We start from the raw sequence: 20,639 nt of genomic DNA, 5'->3' as shown, positions 1-20,639 counted from the left end.
TGCTGGAAGGAGGGAAGCGCATGGACGGATTGAGGCTGGAGCCGTTCAAGGTCAAGGACGTGTTCGACATTCCGAATCTGCAAGGAGCCGCGCTGCTTGGCGGAGCGGCGGGGCTGGAGCGGGAAGTGACGCGGGTCAACGTGATGGAGGTGCCGGACGTCATCGACTGGGTGCGCCCGGGCGAGCTGCTCATGACGACCGGCTATCCGTTCAAGGATCAGCCCGAGGTGCTGGCCGAGCTGGTCGCGCAGCTGGCGCGCAAGGGCGTGGCCGCGCTCGGGATCAAGACGAAGCGCTTCGTCGACGAGGTGCCGGCCTCGGCGGTCGAGGCGGCGGAGCGGCACGGCATGCCGCTGATCGAGCTGCCGCCGGCGACGACGTTCTCCGATGTCGTGCGCGAGGTGATGGAGCGCGTGCTCGTCTCGGAGTCCAAGGATCTGACGATTTTGCAAGGACGCGTCCAGCGCCTGTCCCAAGTGCTTCTGCACGGGGACGGGCTTCCTGCCTTCTTGCGCCATCTGGAGGCGATGGTGCGGCATCCGGCCGTGCTGGCGGAAGGCTCTTCGCAGCCGGCGCTGCTGTCGCCGGGCGCGGACCGGCTGGGAGGACCGTTCGAGCCCCGCCTCTGGCTGGAGCTGGCGGCAGGCCGGCCGCCGAGCGAGGCGGCGGCTTGGAGCGGGACCGTGCCGCGCGTGCATGCGGTGCCGATCGAGGGTGCGGGAGGAGGGCGCGCCTGGCTGCTCGTGCTGGAGCAGGACGGAGAGCTCGGCGTCGTCGATTCGCTGACGATCAGCTGGGCGGCGAGGCTGCTCGGCTTCGAGCTGGCCAATCGGAGGGCGCGGGAGAGCATCGAGAGCAAGTACCTCGACCAGTTCCTGCAGGACTGGATCGCCGGACGCATCCTGTCCGAGAGCGACCTGCGCCTGCGCGCCGAAGCTTGCGGCTGGAAGCTGCTTGAGCCGGATGCCTACCGTGTCGGGATCGCCGTGCCGCGGGAAACGGGACCGGCCGCGGCCGCCGGCGGCGAAGCGCAGCTGACGGAGCTGGCGCGAGAGCTGAACCGCAGCGCGGGCGGCGGCTCCGGCGCGCTGCGCTGGACTGTGCTGGAAGGAGCGCTCGCCGTGCTGGACGCCTTTGAAGGCGGATTGCCGTCGCCACAGCAGGAGGAGGCTTCGGCGAGCGAGGCGCTCCGCCGGCTGGAGGCGGCCGCGCCCGGCCGCTTCGCGCTATGCTTCGGGCGTCCGGCGAGCAGCCGCTCGGAGGTCGCCCGCAGCTATCGCGAAGCGGGACGGACCGCTCAGGTCCGCCGCGCCTGCGGGCTGGAGTCCGCCGCCGTGTCCTACGGCGAGCTCGGCGTCTACCTCCTGCTGTTCCGCCTGCAGGGGAGCGAGGAGCTGGAGGAATTTTGCCGGCTGTACCTGGAGCCGCTGCTGGCGCTGGACGGCAGGCAGCAGGGCGCGCTGCTGAAGACGCTTCGCGTTTATTTCGCCTGCAACTGCAACGCCAAGGAGACGGCCGACCGCATGTTCGTCCACTACAACACGATCGTCTACCGGCTGGACAAGCTCAAGGCCGAGCTTGGCCTGCGGCTCGACGATCCGGAGACGAAGCTGCTGCTGCAGATGGCGCTGAAGGCTGGCGATCTGCGGGAGGGCGGCGTTTGACGGGCGGCACGGGAGGGGCGTAGGAAGGGCGCGGGAGCTGCAAGGGAGCTGCAAGGAAGCGGCACGAGGACGGGGGTCCGAAATCGCCTTTGCCGAAAAAGCGTCTTGACTTGCCCGCCTCCGAGCGGGTAAGATAGGCTCCAATCTCATTCTTCAGTGAGCCATGACCAGAGACAGGATCCCCTTCGCGGGCCGCCCAGAGAGAGAAGCGCACGCTGCGAGCTTCTTCGGTGCCGGATGCCGGGATTACCCCTCTGATAGCTGCAGCGCTGAACCTGCCGGCAAGTGCCGCGCGGCCGTAAGCCTGCCGGCTCGTCCCCGCTATCGGACGCCAATGAAGGACTTTCCGTGCCGCTCGTGCCGGAGGTCGAATCAGGGTGGAACCACGGGTCCTTAGCGCGCTCGTCCCTTCTCGGGATGAAGCGCGTTTTTTGTTGTTCCCAGACGAAGAAAGGAGGAGAAGCGCATGGAAATCAGAGAGCAGAAAAACGAAGGCGGCCCCGGAATCGATCCAGCCGTCGAGCTGCCCCGCAGCGAGTCCGCCGGCGAATCCGGCGGCAGCGAGATCCGCATCGCTCTGCCGAGCGGCCAGGTCAGGAGGTACCCGGCCGGCACGACCGCCGCGGCCGTGGCGGACACGATCCGGCCGGGGCTGCGCGCCAAGGCGGCGGCCGCGCGGCTGGACGGGCGGCTGGTCGACCTCGACCGGCCGCTCGAGAGCGGCGGCGCGCTGGAGCTGCTCCTGCCGGACGATCCGGCCGCGCTCGAGCTGCTGCGCCGGAGCGCGGCCCATGTGCTGGCGCATGCGCTGAAGCGGCTGTACGGCGATGCCGCTGTGACGATCGGGAGCTGCTTCGCCGGCCAGGACGGCTTCGGCTGCGACGCGCGGCTGGCCGCGCCGGTCGGCGCGGGAGAGCTCGTCCGCATCGAGAAGGAGATGGAGCGCATCGTCGCCGAGGATCTGCCGTTCACGCGCATGTCGCGGAGCCGCTCGGAGGCGGAGGAGCGGCTGGCGGAGGGAGGCGAGGCGCTGCAGCTGGAGCTGCTGCGGGAGCGCCCGGACGACGGCCCCTACGCGTTTTACGGGCACGGCGGCTTCGAGGCGCTCGAGGAGGGTCCGCTGCTGCCGTCGACGGGCCGGCTCAAGGCATTCCGGCTGATGAGCGTCGCAGGCGCCTACTGGCGGGGCGACTCCGGGAGGCCGATGCTGCAGCGGATCCACGGCGCGGCTTTTTGGAAAAAGGCGCAGCTGGGCGAGCATCTGGAGCGGCTGGAGGAAGCGCGCAGGCGCGATCACCGCAAGCTCGGCAAGGAGCTGCAGCTGTTTCTGTTCTTGGAGGAAGCGCCGGGCATGCCGTTCTATCTGCCGCGCGGCATGGCGGTGCGGACGGCGCTCGAGGACTTCGCCCGCAGGCTGCAGCTGCGCCGCGGCTACGAGGAGGTGCGCACGCCGCTGCTGATGAACCGCAGGCTGTGGGAGGAGTCGGGCCACTGGGACCATTACAAGGACCAGATGTACTTCTGCGACGTCGACGGCAGTCCGTACGCGCTCAAGCCGATGAACTGCCCGGGCCATATGCTCATCTTCGGCAGCCGGCTCCGCTCGTACCGCGAGCTGCCGCTGCGGCTGGCGGAGTTCGGCCAGGTCCACCGCCACGAGTTCTCGGGGGCGCTGAGCGGCATGATGCGCGTCCGCTCGTTCTGCCAGGACGATGCCCATCTGTTCGTCCGGCCGGATCAGATCGGCGAGGAGATCGGCCGCGTCATGGATCTGATCGACGAGGTGTACGGCCGGCTCGGCTTCTCGTACCGGATGGAGCTGTCGACGAGGCCGGCGGACAGCATGGGGGCGGCGGAGCTCTGGGAGCAGGCGGAGGGAGCGCTGCGGGACGTGCTGGAGCGGCGCGGGGCGGACTACCGGCTGAACGAAGGCGACGGAGCCTTTTACGGGCCGAAGATCGACTACCATGTGCTCGACGCGCTCGGGCGCAGCTGGCAATGCGGCACGATCCAGCTCGACTTCCAGATACCGGAGAAATTCGATCTCGGCTATGTCGGCGAAGACGGCGCGCGCCATCGGCCGGTCGTCATCCATCGGGCCGTCTACGGCTCGATCGACCGCTTCCTCGGCATCCTGACGGAGCATTTCGCGGGCGCGTTCCCGCTGTGGCTCGCGCCAGTCCAGGCGCGCGTGCTGCCGGTATCGGAGGCGCAGCGCGAAGCCGCCGAGCGGATGCGGGAGCGGCTCGCCGAGGCGGGCCTGCGCGCCGATGCGGACAGCCGCGCCGAGAAGCTCGGCAGCCGCATCCGGGATGCGCAGCTCGCCAAGATTCCCTATATGCTCGTCGTCGGAGAGGCCGAAGCGGATGCGGGCCGGGCGGCGGTGCGCAGCCGGGGCGGAGGCGATCTAGGGACGATGGAGCTGGAGGCGTTCATCCGTCTCGCGGAGAAGGAAATTCAGTCAAAAATAGGATGATAATATATGGAAAAACATCCTGCGCCTGCCGATATATGAAGCAGGAGGGGATAGCCCATGGACCTGAACGTGTCCCGGATATTGGAAGCGGTCGAACAGAAGCGTTCCGAAATGATCAAAGCCGCCGAGCAGTGCGGGTTCCGATCCGAATTGGTGCTGTTCCTGTCTCAAGAGCTTGATGCTCTGCTCAACGATTATGAACGGAGCCGCAAGAGGCGAGGCATAGGCCTGGTCTCATAGCGAGCCCCACTGAAAAATGAAGCCCCCGCAGGAGCGTGCTCCGGCGGGGGCTTCGTTCGTGTCCAGACGAATTCGGCGCTCGGGTCCGGAAGCTGAGCCTGATACAGGCGATCTGCCGCCCCGGCGGTCATTCCGGCAGATTGACGGTCGCAGCGCCGATTTCGAACGGAGAATCGATCCCTTCATTCGCCTTCGGCCATCTCTTTCCTTGACCTGAAACAAAGAATAAGCTAAAATCTGATTAATCGATCAGAATTTAGGTTGATCAATCAGATTGTCTATCCGACCATTGAAAAGGAGGAAGGCATGCATGCAGACTCGACGATCTGGAGCGCAGCGAGGCGCGGGCAGCATCACGGTCGTACACCTGTCGGCGGCTGACCGCTGGATCCTGCTGACCGTTCCGCCCGCTCTAGGCATCGCGCTCGGCTATTTCGTCCCCGCCATCGCCGGCTGGGCCGCTGCTCTTCCCTGGTTTCCTTTGCAGGGGCCGCTGGAGCTCATCGCTTCTATCGAGCAGGAATGGATCGTGCTTCTGACCGCTGCCCTTGGCCTGATCGCAGGCTGCTGGCTCGCGTCCGAAGCGATGAAAGACAGCTTGGCGATCTCGGTTTCCGACGAGGAGGCGACCTTGAAGATCCGCCATTCGGCTCAGAGCTTCCCTCGATCGGAGGTCGCTGCGGCTTTCATCGAAGGCAAGCAGCTCGTGCTGGTCGGCCGCACAGGCGTCGAGCTCGCTCGCGAGCCCTATGATGCGGATCCCGCTCGTGCGGAGCAAGCCTTCATCCGGCATGGATATGCCTGGTCTGCCGCAGGAGACCCGTTCGAAGGGCATTACCGGCTCTGGGTGAGGAATGCGCCCGACTTGACGCCGGCATTGAACGCGCTGCTGGAAGCCCGCGAGCTGGCCTTGCGCGGCAAGGAAGCCGATGCTGCGAGGGAAATGAAGCGGGAAGCCGCGAGGCTCGGCTTGTCGGTCAAGGACAAAGGAACCATGCAGTACTGGAGAAAAGCCTAGTTCGAGCGAAAAGGAGAAGCGGATGAAAGGAAGAGACGCGGAGGAGAAGCAGACGTTCATCGCGGACGCGAGGCGCGCCCAGATTTTCGAGGCGACGATCCGGACGCTGGATGAGATCGGCTATATCCGAGCCAGCATGGCTCAGATCGCCAAGCGGGCGGGCATCAGCGCCGCCCTGATTTCCTATCACTATCGAGACAAGAACGATCTGATGGACTATGCCCTGATGAAGCTGGCGACAGACCTGTCCTCCTCTGTGCTGGAACGGACGGCGGCGGCCTCGGGTCCCCGAGAAAAGCTGCAGGCGTACATCGAGGCCAGCATCGCCTATCAGGCGGAGAATCCCGCTCGCAGCACGGCGCTGATCGAGATCGTCTTTCATGCCCGGACGGCGGACGGCATGCCTTACTACAAGCTGCAGGATGACGAGGACGACCCTCTGGAAAACGAGCTTCGCCGAATCCTGCGGCTCGGGCAAGAGCAAGGGGAGTTCGGCGCTTTCGACCTCGATGCGATGGCGAGCGCGATCCGCGGCGCCCTCGACGAGTACGGCTTCAACGTCAAGCTCAAGGCCAGGATCGACCCGATTCGCTTCAGCCAGGAGCTCGTGGATCTGTTCAGCCGAGCCATCGGCCATAGATGATTCGACCCGCATCCCCGCGTCCGGAAGCCGAGCTTCCAGGCGCGGGGATGTTTGGCTTGCCGCGAGGTCGGTTTTTTATAAAAACGCGACAATTCATTGCAAAGACCCGCTACGCGTCTGTGCTCTACGATAGATCCAGCACGTTCAGCCATCTATCGAAAAGGGGACATGGACATGAAAAAGGCGATCTCTCTGCTCGTCGCATCGATGCTCATCCTGCTGCTGGCCGCTTGCGGCAACGCCGGCGGCAACGGCGGCGCGGACGCCGGCAACGGCGGAAGCTCCGGCGGCGGAGAAAAAGGAATGGTCGGCGTCTCGATGCCGACAAAATCGTCCGAGCGCTGGGTCGCGGACGGAGACAACATGAAGAAGCAGTTCGAGGAGAAAGGGTACAGCGTCGACCTCCAGTACGCGGAGGACGTCATCGAGAACCAGGTGTCCCAGATCGAGAACATGATGACGAAGGGCGTCAAAGTGCTCGTCATCGCCGCGATCGACGGCGAGTCGCTGACGGACGTGCTGCAGAAGGCGGCCGACCAGAGCATCCAGGTCATCGCTTACGACCGCCTGATCAAGAACTCGGAGCATGTGTCCTATTACGCCACGTTCGACAACTTCAAGGTCGGCGTCCTGCAAGCGTCCTACATCGAGCAGAAGCTCGGGCTGAAGGACGGCAAAGGTCCGTTCAACATCGAGCTGTTCGCCGGATCGCCGGACGACAACAACGCCTACTTCTTCTTCGACGGCGCGATGTCGGTGCTGCAGCCGCATATCGACAGCGGCAAGCTCGTCGTCCGCAGCAAGCAGACGAGCATGGAGCAGGTCGCCACGCTCCGCTGGGACGGCGCGACGGCCCAGTCCCGGATGGACAATCTGCTGAGCGCGAGCTATGCCGACGAGACGGTGGACGCGGTGCTCTCGCCGTATGACGGCATCAGCATCGGCATCATCTCCTCCCTCAAGGGGGTCGGCTACGGCACGGCCGACAAGCCGATGCCGGTCATCAGCGGCCAGGATGCCGAGCTGGCCTCGATCAAGTCGATCCTCGCCGGGGAGCAGACGTCGACCGTGTTCAAGGATACGAGGGAGCTGGCCAAGGTGGCGGTGACGATGGCGGAGTCGGTCATCGAGGGCAAGGAAGCCGAAGTGAACGACACCGAGACGTATGACAACGGCGTCAAGGTCGTTCCATCCTATCTGCTGGAGCCGGTCTCGGTCGACAAGGACAACTACAAGCAGGTGCTGGTCGATTCGGGCTACTACACGGAGGATGAGCTGAAGTAAGCCATCCGGGCATGGCGGGCGGAGTGCTGCGGGACTCCGTCCGTCCAATCCTTCGAAAGGCATGGTGAGGGAACGATGGAGGCATTGCTGGAAATGCGCGGGATCACCAAGGCTTTTCCCGGCGTCAAGGCTCTTGAGAATGTCAACCTGAAAGTAGAAGAAGGCGAGATCCACGCCCTGATGGGAGAGAACGGCGCCGGCAAGTCGACGCTGATGAAAGTGCTCTCCGGGGTGTATCCGCATGGCTCGTACGAGGGAGATATTTTGTTTAATGGAAAGGCCTGCGAATTCCGGTCGATCCGCGGCAGCGAGCAGCAGGGCATCGTCATCATCCATCAGGAGCTGGCGCTCATCCCGCAGCTGTCCATTGCAGAAAATATCTTCCTGGGCAACGAGCGGTCGGCCCGGGGCATCATCGACTGGAACGAGACGACGATCCGCACGAAGGAGCTGCTGCAGACGGTCGGCCTCGGCGACTCGCCGCAGACGGAGGCGGGATCGCTCGGCGTCGGCAAGCAGCAGCTCGTGGAGATCGCCAAGGCGCTGTCCAAGGACGTGAAGCTGCTCATCCTCGACGAGCCGACAGCGGCGCTCAACGAGGAGGACAGCGAGAACCTGCTGCGGCTGCTGCTGGAATTCAAGAAAAAGGGCATGACGTCGATCATCATCTCCCACAAGCTGAATGAGATCATGAAGGTGGCCGACTCGATCACGATCCTGCGGGACGGCCGGACGATCGAGACGCTGGACGTCCGCGCCGACGAGATCACCGAGGATCGGATCATCAAGGGGATGGTCGGCCGCGACCTGACGCACCGCTATCCGGAGCGGGAGCCGAGCATCGGCGAGCTGCTGTTCGAGGCGCGAGGCTGGACGGTCAGCCATCCGCTGCAGCCGGACCGCATGGTCGTCGACGGCGTCAGCTTCGAGGTGCGGCGTGGCGAGATCGTCGGCATCGCCGGGCTGATGGGCGCGGGGCGCACGGAGCTGGCGATGAGCATCTTCGGCCAGTCGTACGGCAAGCGGATCAGCGGGCAGCTGTTCAAGGAGGGCAAGGAGCTGAAGCTCCGCGACATCCCCCAGGCGATCGACGCCGGCATCGCCTACGTGACGGAGGACCGCAAGGAGTACGGCTTGATCCTGGACGAGGACATCAAGCGCAATACGACGCTCGCCAGCTTGAAGAGCATCTCGAAATGGTTCGTCGTGGACGACAGCCGGGAGATCGTCGAGGCGGAAGGATTCCGCAAGCGGATGAACATCAAGACGCCGAGCATCCACCAGAAGACGGGCAACCTGAGCGGCGGCAACCAGCAGAAGGTCGTCCTCAGCAAATGGATCTTCACCGGGCCCGACCTGCTCATCCTCGACGAGCCGACGCGGGGAATCGACGTCGGCGCCAAGTATGAAATCTACACCATCATCCACCAGCTGGCGGAGCAGGGCAAAGGCATCCTGATGATCTCCTCCGAGCTGCCCGAGCTGCTCGGCATGTGCGACCGGATCTACGTCATGAACGAGGGACGGTTCACCGGCGTCGTGCCGAGAGCGGAAGCCAGCCAGGAAAGGCTGATGAAATACATGACCGGCAAGGGGGACACTCCATGACAACCGCGCTTCGCGCCCTGCGGGGCAACTTCAGGCAGTACGGCATGTTCATCGCGCTGCTGTTCATCATGCTGCTGTTCCAGCTCCTCTCCGGCGGCATCCTGCTCAAGCCGCTCAACATCACGAACCTGATCCTGCAGAACAGCTACATCCTGATCCTGGCGATCGGCATGCTGCTCGTCATCATCACCGGCCATATCGACCTGTCCGTCGGCTCGATCGCCGCCTTCGTCGGCGCCATATCGGCGATCCTGATGGTGCAGCACCAGATGCCGTATCCGGCCGCGATCGTCATCTCCCTCCTGATCGGAGCGGCGGTCGGAGCCTGGCAAGGATTCTGGGTCGCGTACATGCGCATCCCGTCTTTCATCGTCACCTTGGCGGGCATGCTGCTGTTCCGCGGTCTGACCATGCTCGTGCTGAACGGCAAGTCCGTCGCGCCGTTCCCGAACGAGTTCCGTTCGATCAGCACCGGCTTCGTGCCGGATCTGCCGTTCGGCTGGGAGCTGCACGGAGCGACGATTCTCGCCGGCATCATCGTCTCGATCCTTTACCTGTTCATGGAATGGCGAGCCCGGCTCGTCCAGAAGCGCTACTCGTTCGAGCAGCTGTCCTTGCCGCTGGCAGCGGCCAGAGCGGCCGGCGTCATCCTCATCCTCAACCTGTTCACCTACGTGCTCGCCTCCTACAAAGGACTGCCGAACATCCTCATCCTGCTCATGGTGCTCGTCGTCATCTATACGTTCGTCATGCGCAAGACCGTCATGGGCCGCCATATCTACGCCCTCGGCGGCAACGAGAAGGCCGCGAGGCTGTCGGGCGTGAAGACGAAAAAGGTGACGTTCTGGGTGTTCGTCAACATGGGCGCGATGGCGGCTCTCGCCGGACTCGTGTTCGCGGCGCGCCTCAATGCCGCCACGCCGAAGGCGGGCGTCAACTTCGAGCTGGACGCCATCGCGGCGGCCTTCATCGGCGGCGCTTCGGCCAGCGGCGGCGTCGGCACGGTCGTCGGCGCGATCGTCGGCGGCCTCGTCATGGGCGTCATGAACAACGGCATGTCGCTGATCGGCCTCGGCATCGACTATCAGCAGGGCATCAAGGGGCTCGTGCTGCTGCTTGCGGTCGCTTTCGACCTGTACAACAAGAACAAGGCTTCCTGAGCATGCGCTCGGATGCCGGTCGCGGCTGAAGCCGCACGCGCTGCGTGCCTGCCAGCCGCGTTTTTTTTCCGTCATGCAAGCGTACGCGCTCTTCCGAGCCGATGCTATAATGAGTGGCGGCAGCTTGCCGGATCGGAGGGAATGCCTGATGAAAAAGCTGGTGCTTGTCTATCTCGTCCTGATCGCAGCGTTCGCGGTATTTCTGTACGCGGCGTTCAGCAAGGACGATTCCGACGCCCTCGGCGGCGTCACCGGCCTGCACGGGGAGCGCGGGGAGACGTACGTGATGGTCAACTTCCTCACCGGCATCGATTATTGGAAAAACGCGCTCAAGGGCTTCGAGGACGCGGCGGAAGCGCTCGGCGTCTCCGTCGAATACCGCGGCTCGACCCAATACGACGTGCACGAGGAAGTGAAGGTGCTGGAGCAGGCGATCGCGCGCAAGCCGGCGGGCATCGCGATCAGCGCAATCAACTCCGACGCGTTGCGGGCCGCGATCGACAAGGCCGTCGACGCCGGAATCCCGGTCGTCATGTTCGATTCCGACGCGCCGAGCAGCAAGGCCTATTCGTTCCTCGGGACGGACAACTACGAGGCCGGCGTCACGGCTGCGCGCCAGATGGCCGAGCGGGTAGGGGCGACAGGCAAGGTCGGCATCATCACCCATCCGAACCAGCTCAACCATCAGGAGCGCACGCGAGGCTTCGAGGAGACGCTGCGCAAGGAGTTCCCCGGCCTCGTGCCGGCGAGCGTCGCCGACGGCAAGGGCGACCAGCTCGAGTCGGAGCGGGCGGCGGCGGCGATGATGAAGCGCGATCCCGATCTCGTCGGCATCTTCGTCACCGAAGCGAACGGCGGCGTCGGCGCGGGCAACGCGGTGCTCAAGCAGGGCAAGCTCGGCGAGGTGCGGATCATCAGCTTCGACACGAACAAGGCGACGCTCGACATGGTGAAGAGCGGCACGATCGCCGCGACGCTGGCGCAGGGCACATGGAACATGGGATACTGGTCGCTCATGCAGCTGTTCCATGCCCGCCAGGAGCGGATCGATCCGCTGCCGGACTGGCAGTCGGCGGGCGTATCGCCGCTGCCCGCCTACGTCGACACGGGAATCACGGTCGTCACCCGGGACAATGTCGACCTTTATTACGCCAAGTAGGCTTCTGCGGCGACAAGGAGGAGGGACGCGGACATGCCGCTTCACTGGCTGCGGCTCAACAACTGGCCGATCCGCAACAAGCTGATCGTTCATTTTCTCATCGTCAGCACGCTGCCTGCGCTCGGGATCGGCATCCTCGTCGCGCTCGCCACGAACGGCGCGATCGAGCGCCAGGTCAACAGCCATACGGAGCAGCTGATCGGCAACGTGAACAAGTCGCTCGACCATTACGCGGCCAACGTGCAGAGCATCACCTACTTCATCGCGATGAATCCGGAGATCCAGTCGTTCCTGGAGGGCGGCTCGGCCGCTCTCCAGGACGAGGAGACGGAGTACCGCGCGAGCAAGTTCCTCGAGGGCTTCACGACGCTGTACAGCGAGGTCGCAGGCATCATGGTCGTCAACGCTCGCGGCGAGTACTTGAGCAACGACATGTACGCCCGCAACGATCGGCTGCTGACGGAGGAGGACTGGTACCGGCAGGCGGTGGAGTCGCAAGGGATCTTCCAGATGATCGGCCATCCCGTCAACCGGAACGTCATTACCCACGCCAATTACAAGGACAGCGAGATCGTGTCCGGCGTGCGGGCGATCCTGCAGCCCGAATCGCAGCAGGCCGAGGGCGTCGTGCTGATCGACCTCAAGCTGCGCGTCGTCGCCGAGACGCTGCGCGGCGTGACGCTCGGCAAGTCGGGCTATCTGATGGTGCTCGACGACAGCGGCGACACGGTCTATGCGCCGCGCGAGTCGGTCGCCGGCCGGCTGGACGGCGGACGCTTCGAGTCCGCATCGGGCACGTTCTCGGAGGCGATCGGCGGCAGCCGCTTCCAGTTCATCTACCAGAAGTCGCCGTTCACCGGCTGGACGACGGTCGGCGTCTTTCCGGTCGCCGAGACGCTCAAGGAGAACCAGGAGCTCAACCTGTACCTGGCCTCGTTCGTCTTTCTCGTCTGCCTGCTCGGCATCGCCGCCTCGTACTTTTTGTCGCACTCGATCTCGCGGCCGATCTCCCAGCTGTCGTCCTTCATGCGCAAGGTGGAGGAGGGCAACATGCAGATCCGGATCGCCGGCGCGCGGCAGGACGAGGTCGGCCTGCTCGGCCAGAGCTTCAACAAGATGCTCGTCCGCATCAACCTCCTGATCGTCCAGGTCGGGGAGGAGCAGCGGCAGAAGCGCGAGGCGGAGCTGAGGAGCCTGCAAGCCCATATCCAGCCGCATTTCCTGTACAACACGCTCGACACGATCCAGTGGCTCGCCCGCAAGGACGGCGCCCGGCAGGCGGCCGAGGTCGTGGAGTCGCTCTCCAAGCTGTTCCGCATCGGCCTCAGCAAGGGACGCGAGATGATCCCGCTCGCCCAGGAGCTGGAGCATATCCGCAGCTACCTGAACATCCAGCAGACGCGCTACAAGGAGAAGCTCGATTACCGGATCGAGGTGGACGAGCGGGCGCTCGGCCATCTGCCCGTGCTGAAGGTGTTCCTGCAGCCGATAATCGAGAACGCCATCTACCACGGCATCAAGGAGCGGCGCGGGCCGGGCCTGATCGCGATCCGGGCGGAGCAGGCGGGCGGCGCGATCCGCTTCGCCGTCGAGGACAACGGGGCGGGCATGAGCGAGGAGCGCTGCGCGGAGCTGCGCCGGATGCTGGCCGGCGACATGCCGGCGGACGCCCTGCGCGCGGAGGGACGGAGGCGGCTCGAACAGGCTGCGGGCGGCTACGGGCTGAGGAACGTGCAGGAGCGGTTCCAGCTGTCGTTCGGCGAGGGCTGGGGGCTGTCTGTCGAGAGCCGCCCGCAGCAAGGCACGACCGTGTATATCCTGCATCCTATTCTGCCGCTGAGAGAGGAGGAGCGCCGCCATGGCCTGGAAAGTAATGATCGCGGACGATGAGTCCATCATCCGCGACGGAATCCGCAGCTCGGTGCCGTGGGCGGAGCTCGGGCTGGACGTCGCCTGCGAGGCGGAGGACGGCGAGCAGGCGCTCGAGCTCGCGCTGCTCCATCGCGTCCACATCCTGCTCGTCGACATCCGCATGCCGATCATGGACGGGCTGGAGCTCGTCTCCCGCCTCCGGGAGGAGCTGCCGGAGTGCCGGATCATCATCATCACCGGACATGACGAGTTCGGCTACGCCCATGAAGCGATCAACCTGAACGTGGACGGCTATATCCTGAAGCCGGTCAATCCGGACGCGCTCGGCGACATGCTGGGGCGGGTCGCCGCCAAGCTGGAGGCCGCGACCGACCAGGACGAGCGGCTGCAGATGGCTTCGCGGCAGATCGAGAAGAACGTGCATCTGCTGCGCGAGCGATTCGGCCTGGAGTGGATCGGCGGCGAGCTGGAGCGGGGGGAGATCGAGGAGCAGCTGGCGTTCCTGCGGCTGCCCGTCGAAGCGCCGTCCGCCGTCGGCGCGCTGCGCTGGCCGGACCATTCCAAGGGCAGGTGGTTCTACTCGGAAAGGGACCGCCAGCTGCTGCTGTTCGCCATGGAGAACATCGTCGACGAATGCCTGCAGGACCTGGCCCTGCTGCGCTGCCGGGACCGCTCGGGCTGCATCGTGCTGTTCGTCTGGGGACGGCCGGCGCCGGGGCAGCTCGACTCGATCGCCGCGAGCATCGCCCGCTATCTGGGAATCGAGGTGCAGGCCGGCTTCCGCGAGACGGGCGGCGATGCCGCCCGCGTGCCGGAGCTCTATCTCGAGGCCAAGGCAGCGGTCAGCCGCGGGACGAGCCTGTCCGAGCTCGTCCGCAAGACCAAGGAGCGGATCGAGGCCGGCTACCCGGAGCCGCAGCTGTCGCTGGAGCGCACCGCCTCGGAGCTGAACGTGTCCGCCGCCTACTTGAGCCGCATCTTCAAGCAGGAGACGGGAACGTCCTTCGTCGCCCTGCTCGCGCAGACGCGGATCAAGCAGGCGCTGCGGCTGCTCATCGAGACCGATCTGGCGATGCACGAGATCGCCGAGCAGGTCGGCTACGAGACGCAGCATTATTTCAGCACCGCCTTCAAAAAGGCGGTCGGAATTCCGCCGATCCGCTACCGCAAGGGCGAGCGGGGCCGGTAGGAGCGGGCGATGGCAGCTTTTTAGCTCCTGTCCGAACTTGGACAGAATGCCCCTTGTTCCGATACACTTTAACCGGAGGGGAAGCCTCTTTTTGCCGTTAAGGAAGCGCGAACCGCCGTGCGTTGCGCGTCCTAACGGCATTTTTGCCGTTAGGGAGCGCGGTTCGCCGTGCGTTGCGCGTCCTAACGGCATTTTTGCCGTTAGGGAGCGCGGTTCGCCGTGCGTTGCGCGTCCTAACGGCATTTTTGCCGTTAGGGAGCGCGGTTCGCCGTGCGTTGCGCGTCCTAACGGCATTTTTGCCGTTAAGGGAGCGCGAACCGCCGTGCGTTGCGCCCTTAGCACCATGTTCATACAAAATCGTGAGACAGCACGGTTTGGAGCAGATCGGGAGCCTGACTTGATCGGCGTCGATAATGGAAATAAAAGGTTGAAATTTCCCTTTCCTCCCTGTATCCTTATCCCTAGTATATCTATCCCTAGATAATCTAGATATTGGAGGATTGCAGATGAAAATCGGCAAGGAGCTGATGAAGGGGAGCACGGTCATCCTCGTGCTGTCGCTGCTCGACCGCAAGGAAATGTACGGCTACGAGCTGGCCAAGGAGCTGGAGCGCCGCTCGGAGGGGCTGTTCCAGCTGCAGGAGGGGACGCTGTATCCGATCCTGCACGCGCTCGAGGCGGACAAGAGGGTCGAGTCGTACTGGAGCGAGGAGGGCGGGCGGCGGCGCAAGCATTACCGGATCACCGATCTCGGCCGCAGGCAGCTCGGCGAGCGCAAGCAGGAGTGGGCGCTGTTCAGCCGGACGGTCAACCGGGTGCTCGGGGAGGGCGGCGCATGACGGGAATCGGGCAAGACCCGCGGGTGCGGGCGTACCTCGACGCCGTCTGCTCCAAGGTAAGGGCGAAGGATCGGCATGCCGAGATTCGCGAGGAGCTGCTCGGCCATCTGGAGGAGCTGGCGGAGGAGCTGAGGGCGGAGGGCATGGAGGAGCAGGAAGCCGCTCGCGAGGCGCTGCGCCGCATGGGCGATGCGGAGCGGGTGGGCGCCGGACTGCATCTGGCGCATCGGCCGAAGCCGGATCTGTGGCTGGCGGCCATGGCCGGGCTGATGCTGCTGGCGGGGCTCGCGTACGTGTACGGGCTGCAGCAGCTTTACGAGTTGCCAAGCGTGGTGGAGAGTTCGCTTGGCTTGGGTGCGCTAGGACTCTTGCCGCTGGCCGCTTGTTACTATGTTCCGTTGCCGTTGCTGCGTCGCTGGTGCTGGCTCTTTTTCGGAACGGGAGCGTTGCTTTTGGCCGCAACCATCGTGCACGGAGTGCGTGTGAATGGTCAAATGCAGCTTTCCATCGGCGCAGGAATTCTGGATTCGGCTCCGATTGCCATGCTCCTGCTGTTTGCAGGGGCAGCCGGCATAGTGGCTCGTCCACGACCGGCTGCCGCCGACCGGAAAAGCCTCTGGCTGCAAGCGATCGGGGAAGCGGCATTGCTGGGGCTGATTCCTGCCGTTCTGTTTCTAAGCAGCTCTCAGTTGGCCAGGTTGCCCTTGTACGGTGCAGGTCTGATTGTCCTTGTAGCATTGAACCGGCGCTGGAGGCTTGCCCTGTCCGGGGTGGCGATGCTGCCCGTTTTCGCTCTCTTCCTGATCCGAAGGGATTCCTTCTACGCCTGGGAGCGGATAGCAAATTGGAGCAGCGCCGAGGACAGAAGCCGTTTTTTGTATGGCAGGGCCCTCGACGCGATGCAAAGCGCCGGCTGGTTTGGCCAAGGCTTGCCGAACGGACCAGATCCCAAGGCCCCGATCGGCAGCGAATTTCTGTTTCCCTTCCTCGTCTATTCGCTCGGCTGGGCGTTCGGCCTGCTGCTCGGCGCGCTGCTGCTGCTGTTCATCGGCCGCTGCTTCGTGCAGGCGCTGCGCGTGCAGGATCCGCAAGCCCGCGCCTTGGCTGCCGCGCTGGCGGCGGTGTTCGGCGTACAGACCATGTGGAGCCTGCTGCTCAGCTTCGGGCTGCTGCCGGTTGTCGGCTTCTCGTTGCCATTCCTCAGCTGGGGCAGTCCGCTGCTCGGCGAGATGGCGATGCTTGGGATGCTGCTCGGCCTGATCCGGCAGCGGGATCGAAGGCCGGAAGCTTTTTCGTCCGCAGCGGGTTGACAGGCGAGGAGAAGTGCTATACCTTATTATTCAAAGCAAATAACTAGGAATATTGTCCACCCGATCACGGGAGGCCTTTTGTTCCGGCTCGCGAGCGTCCGCTCGTCCTGCCGGGACCAAAGGCCTTTTTTCATTCTATCCGACGAGGAGAGGTAGCGATGAGCGCTGGACCGTGGCCGCACGCCGGCCAAGCCGGGCTGCGGCTGGAAGAGGCGGAGGGCGAGCCGCCGCTGCGGCAGGCCAAGGAGCTTGACGGATTGCGGCAGGAAAGAAGGAAGCTCGCCGACTGGCTGCGCAAGGGCGAGGACCCGTGGGAGCGGTTCCCCGCCGCGCCGCGCTCGCGCGGCGAGCTGGCGGCGCTGAGAGGCGGCTGGCGCGAGGCGGCGGACGGCGGCAGCCTGCTGCAGGGCGGATTCGCGGATTACGCGCTCGCGCTGCTGTCGGCCTGGGACGCCTTCGGCGAGGCGCTGGATATCGGCGGGGACTTCTCCCGCCGTGCCCGGGCGATCGTGCGAGCGCTGCGGGAGGAGCGCCGCCTGCCGGTGTACGCGCCATTTCCGCTGCAGCCCGAAAGAACGGCATCCGGCGACCGCGCGCCGCTGCTTCAGCCGTCGGCGGACGGCCTGCTGCTGACGGGAGTCCAGCCGGTCCCTGCGGAGGCGCTGCTCGCAGCCGAGCTGCTGCTCGCCGTGCCGGAGCAGCCGGACGGTCCGCCGTCGGCGCTGCTGCTCGTGCCGATCGCGAGTCCCGGCGCCGAGCTCGGCCCATGGCAGGAAGGCGACGCCGCGCTGGAGCTGCGGCTGCGGCGGGTGCTCGTGCCGCAGGAGCGGGTGCTGGTCCAAGGCGATGCGGACCGGGTGCGGCTGCTGCTGAGCGAGCCGCCGTTCGCGGGGCTGGCGGACTTCCAGCGCGCGGCGCGGGAGCTGGAGCGGCTCGAGGAGCTAGTCGGGCTCGCGTTCGCGCTGGCCGAGCGCGGCGGCCGGACGCCGGAGCTGGAGCTCGGCAGCCGGCTCGGGCTGCTCGTGCAGCGGCTGGAGACGCAGCGGGCGCTGCTGCTGGCGGCGGAGCGGGAGGCGGCCGCCGCGCCGGGCGGCGTCTGGCTGCCCGCGGAGGTTCCGCTCTACGCCGCGCTCGCCGAGAGCGGCGCGGCGCTTCGCGAGGCGGCGGCGCTGCTGCCGGAAGCGGCGGGCTGGCGAATCGCCGTCCCGGTGCGGAGCGCCGGCCGTTCCGGCGCTGCGGCTTCCGCCGATGCGGCCGCATCCGGGGAAGCGGCGCTGGCGGAGCGGGCGCGCTGCTGGAGCAGCGGCCGGCGCGCGCGGGAGCTGCAGCTCGGGCTGCTCGCCTGGGGCAGCGACGAGCAGCGGGCCGCTGCCAGCTGGAGCCGCTATCCGGCGGAGCGGCTGCGGGGGCTGTACCGGAGCTTTTGGCAAAGCTGGGAAGCGGGGCGGACGGTCGGCTCGGCGCAGCGACGAAAGGGGGAGGACGAATGACGGTCAAAATCGAGGCGCGGGGCATCCGCATGGCCTACGCGTCGGGGAGAGGAGCCGCCCGCGCTTCGCTGGAGGTGCTCCAGGACTTCGGCCTGCAGATCCGCGAGGGCGAGTTCATGAGCGTGCTCGGCCCGAGCGGCTGCGGCAAGTCGACGTTCCTCGGCATGCTGGCGGGCCTGGCCAAGCCGACGGAAGGCGTGATCACGGTGGACGGCCAGCCGCTGACGGGAGTGAGCCGCCGCAACGGCGTCGTGTTCCAGGGCTACGCGCTGTTTCCGTGGCGGACGGTGCTGCACAACGTGGAGACGGGGCTGCAGATCCGCGGCGTGCGCGCCAAGGAGCGGAGGGAGAAGGCTCGGCATTACATCCGGCTCGTCGGGCTGGAGGCGTTCGAGGACCGCTATCCGCATGAGCTGTCCGGCGGCATGAAGCAGCGCGTGGCGATCGCCCGGGCGCTCGCCTACGATCCCGACGTGCTGCTCATGGACGAGCCGTTCGGAGCGCTGGACGCGCAGACGCGGGAAACGATGCAGGCCGAGCTGCTCCGCATCTGGGAGGCGAGCCGCAAGACGATCGTTTTCATCACGCACAGCCTGGACGAAGCGGTCTACCTGTCGGATCGGGTGGCGGTCATGACCGCCCGTCCCGGCCGGGTGAAGGCGATCCTCGACATCCCGCTGGAGCGGCCGCGTCCGGCCTCGATCCGGGGCGAGGAAGCGTTCGTGGCGCTGCGCAGGCAGGCCGCCGCGATCCTGCAGGACGAGGTCGAGCAGACGGACCGGCTGCTGCGCGAGGAGGCGCTGTCCGGAGCCGGGGAGGCGGCGAGAGGGCATGAGGCGGAGGCGGGCGGAAGAGGGAAGGCTGCTCTGGAAGAGAGGGTAGCGGTGCAAGCAGGGGCGGGGGCGGTTGAACCGGACCGGGTCAAGCTCGAGCCCGTACAGGCGCAGCTTTCGGCCAGTACGGAGCCTATCGGGGCGAGTGAAGCGGCTCCGGCCAAGGCCGGACATGGCGAGGCTCCCGCTCTTGTCAGCGCGGCCGCTGCAGGAGAGTCGCGATGAGCGCCGGCAGCCGATATCTCGAGCGGCTGAACGACGGCCGCAACGTCTGGATCGGCGGCAAGCCCGCCGGCGACATCCGCGAGCATGAGGCGCTGCGCGGCACGGCGCGCTCGGTCGCGGCCGTCATGGACCTGCAGGACGATCCGGAGCTCGGGCCGAGGCTGACGTACCGGACCGAGGATACGGGCGCGCGGGCGAACCGCGCGTTCCAGAATCCGCGCAGCCCGCAGGAGCTGGCCGGCCGCCGCGAGGCGTTCTACCTGTGGTCGGCGGCGACGTTCGGCGTCATGAGCCGGATCGGCGGCTTTTACCGCGCGCAGCTGGCGGCATGGCACGAGCGGCGAAGCCTCATCGCGGCCGAGCAGCCGCAGTTTCCGGACAAGCTCGACGCGTATTTCCGCTATGTGCGGGACAACGACCTGCTGCTGACGGCGGCCGGCCACGATCCGCAGGTCGACCGCTCCAAGCTCACCTCCGAGCTGGGAGACGCCTATGCGGCGCTGCGCATCGTGCGCGAGACGGAGGACGGCCTGATCGTGCGCGGCTCCAAGATGATCGCCACCGGCGCGCCGTACATGGACGAGATCATGGTGTCGCCGCACAGCCCCAAGCAGCAGGCGGAGCATCGCTACGCCGTCATGTTCGCGGTGCCGGTGTCCTATCCGGGCCTGCACCTCGTCTGCCGCGAGCCGTTCCATGCCGAGGATACGGAGGACCATCCGCTGTCCGGCCGCTACGACGAGCTGGACGCCGTGCTCGTGTTCGACGATGCGCTCATTCCTTGGGAAAGGGTGTTCATCCACGACGATCCGGCCGCCATCTGGAAAATCCGCTCGGATCGGCTCGCCGCCTCGCTCAGCATCCATGAGAACATCGCGCGGCTGCTGGCCAAGCTGGAATTCACCGCCGCCGTCGGGCAGGAGCTGGCCGAGAGCATCGGCATTGCGCGCTTCGGCCATGTGCAGGCCAAGCTGTCCGAGCTGCAGCGCCAGGCCGAGTCGGTGCGCGCGCTGCTATTGGCGGCGGAGGATGGAGCCGAGCGCCATGAGTCGGGCGTCCGGGAGCCTCGCCTCGCTCCGCTGACGACGGCCAAAAATCTCGGCAACCGCTACTACCCGCGCGCCATCGAGATTCTGCAGCAGCTGTCCGGCGCAGGCATGCTGCAGACACCGGCGACGGCGCGCGAGCTGGACACGCTGGCGGGCGGCGCGCTGGCGCCGCTGCTGCACAGCGCCTACGGCGGAGCGGACCGCGGCGCTCCCGAGCGCGTGCGGCTGCTCAAGCTCGCCTGGGATCTCGTCGGCAGCCCGCTCGGCGCGCGGCATGAGTTGTACGAGCGCTTTTACGCCGGCGATCCCGCGCGCACCTATGCGGCCCAGTACGCCGAATACGACAAGAGCGCGCTGATCGCCCGCACGCTTTCCCGCCTCGGCAGCTGAAGCGGGGCCCGGGTCCGCGCGCGAACAAGGGAAGAAGTTCCCTTGTATCGGGGCAAAGCCCGGGTCCGCGCGCGAACAAGGGAAGAAGTTCCCTTGTTTCGGGGCAAAGCCCGGGTCCGCGCGCGAACAAGGGAAGAAGTTCCCTTGTATCGGGGCAAAGCCCGGGTCCGCGCGCGAACAAGGGAAGAAG

General features: G+C 66.0%; 15 protein-coding genes and 1 pseudogene. All 16 read left to right on the top strand.

Annotated features, from left to right (window positions below):
• Positions 1-20 precede the first annotated feature (20 nt).
• The 16 genes and pseudogenes from NYE40_RS19375 (at position 21) to NYE40_RS19300 (ending at position 20,449) form a co-directional block, all read left to right on the top strand.
• Positions 21-1,664, top strand: a complete 1,644-nt coding sequence (locus tag NYE40_RS19375; protein WP_052333114.1) for a PucR family transcriptional regulator — start codon at positions 21-23, stop codon at positions 1,662-1,664.
• 466 nt (positions 1,665-2,130) lie between these two features.
• Entirely contained in the window at positions 2,131-4,140 is a 2,010-nt protein-coding gene (gene thrS / locus NYE40_RS19370) for a threonine--tRNA ligase (RefSeq protein ID WP_084136980.1), read from the top strand.
• 57 nt (positions 4,141-4,197) lie between these two features.
• Positions 4,198-4,380 carry an aspartyl-phosphate phosphatase Spo0E family protein gene (locus NYE40_RS19365; protein ID WP_043111158.1) on the top strand — a complete coding sequence of 61 codons (183 nt, stop codon included), beginning with the start codon at positions 4,198-4,200 and terminating at the stop codon, positions 4,378-4,380.
• A 310-nt stretch (positions 4,381-4,690) separates the two neighbouring features.
• Positions 4,691-5,398 carry a hypothetical protein gene (locus NYE40_RS19360; RefSeq protein ID WP_052333115.1) on the top strand — a complete coding sequence of 236 codons (708 nt, stop codon included), beginning with the start codon at positions 4,691-4,693 and terminating at the stop codon, positions 5,396-5,398.
• Between the two features lie 22 nt (positions 5,399-5,420).
• Complete coding sequence (locus tag NYE40_RS19355; RefSeq protein ID WP_028598386.1) at positions 5,421-6,041, top strand: TetR family transcriptional regulator; 621 nt, start codon at positions 5,421-5,423, stop codon at positions 6,039-6,041.
• A 174-nt stretch (positions 6,042-6,215) separates the two neighbouring features.
• Positions 6,216-7,325: a multiple monosaccharide ABC transporter substrate-binding protein gene (gene chvE / locus NYE40_RS19350; protein ID WP_028598387.1), complete on the top strand. Its 1,110-nt coding sequence runs from the start codon at positions 6,216-6,218 to the stop codon at positions 7,323-7,325.
• A 75-nt stretch (positions 7,326-7,400) separates the two neighbouring features.
• Entirely contained in the window at positions 7,401-8,933 is a 1,533-nt protein-coding gene (mmsA, locus tag NYE40_RS19345; protein ID WP_028598388.1) for a multiple monosaccharide ABC transporter ATP-binding protein, read from the top strand.
• Positions 8,930-10,093, top strand: a complete 1,164-nt coding sequence (mmsB, locus tag NYE40_RS19340; RefSeq protein WP_028598389.1) for a multiple monosaccharide ABC transporter permease — start codon at positions 8,930-8,932, stop codon at positions 10,091-10,093. Before mmsA ends, mmsB begins: the two co-directional genes overlap by 4 nt.
• 148 nt (positions 10,094-10,241) lie before the next feature.
• Positions 10,242-11,252 carry a substrate-binding domain-containing protein gene (locus NYE40_RS19335; RefSeq protein ID WP_028598390.1) on the top strand — a complete coding sequence of 337 codons (1,011 nt, stop codon included), beginning with the start codon at positions 10,242-10,244 and terminating at the stop codon, positions 11,250-11,252.
• Positions 11,253-11,285: 33 nt separating this feature from the next.
• A complete protein-coding gene (locus NYE40_RS19330) occupies positions 11,286-13,142 on the top strand; it encodes a sensor histidine kinase (protein ID WP_043111159.1) in 1,857 nt (618 codons plus the stop codon).
• The gene (locus NYE40_RS19325) at positions 13,111-14,313 is read left to right on the top strand and encodes a response regulator (RefSeq protein WP_028598395.1); all 1,203 of its coding nucleotides are present in this window, start codon (positions 13,111-13,113) and stop codon (positions 14,311-14,313) included. Before NYE40_RS19330 ends, NYE40_RS19325 begins: the two co-directional genes overlap by 32 nt.
• A 506-nt stretch (positions 14,314-14,819) precedes the next feature.
• Positions 14,820-15,152, top strand: coding sequence for a PadR family transcriptional regulator (locus NYE40_RS19320; protein ID WP_101808104.1), 333 nt, complete (start codon positions 14,820-14,822; stop codon positions 15,150-15,152).
• Positions 15,149-16,462 (top strand): FtsW/RodA/SpoVE family cell cycle protein, encoded by a 1,314-nt coding sequence (locus NYE40_RS19315; RefSeq protein WP_028598392.1) that lies wholly within the window; start codon positions 15,149-15,151, stop codon positions 16,460-16,462. Before NYE40_RS19320 ends, NYE40_RS19315 begins: the two co-directional genes overlap by 4 nt.
• A 158-nt stretch (positions 16,463-16,620) precedes the next feature.
• Entirely contained in the window at positions 16,621-17,952 is a 1,332-nt protein-coding gene (locus tag NYE40_RS19310; RefSeq protein WP_028598393.1) for a 4-hydroxyphenylacetate 3-hydroxylase C-terminal domain-containing protein, read from the top strand.
• A gap of 29 nt (positions 17,953-17,981) precedes the next feature.
• A pseudogene (locus NYE40_RS19305) lies at positions 17,982-18,719 on the top strand (ABC transporter ATP-binding protein); the annotation flags it as partial.
• Positions 18,720-19,006: 287 nt separating this feature from the next.
• On the top strand, positions 19,007-20,449 hold the full coding sequence (locus NYE40_RS19300; RefSeq protein ID WP_028598394.1) for a 4-hydroxyphenylacetate 3-hydroxylase N-terminal domain-containing protein: 1,443 nt from the start codon (positions 19,007-19,009) through the stop codon (positions 20,447-20,449).
• The last annotated feature ends 190 nt before the right edge of the window (positions 20,450-20,639 follow it).

Origin of the sequence: Paenibacillus sp. FSL W8-1187 (genome assembly GCF_037965485.1) — a bacterium.
Taxonomy (GTDB): domain Bacteria; phylum Bacillota; class Bacilli; order Paenibacillales; family Paenibacillaceae; genus Paenibacillus_O; species Paenibacillus_O pasadenensis.
Note: the sequence above shows the minus strand (reverse complement) of the source record. Positions and strands in the feature narration are given on the sequence as shown.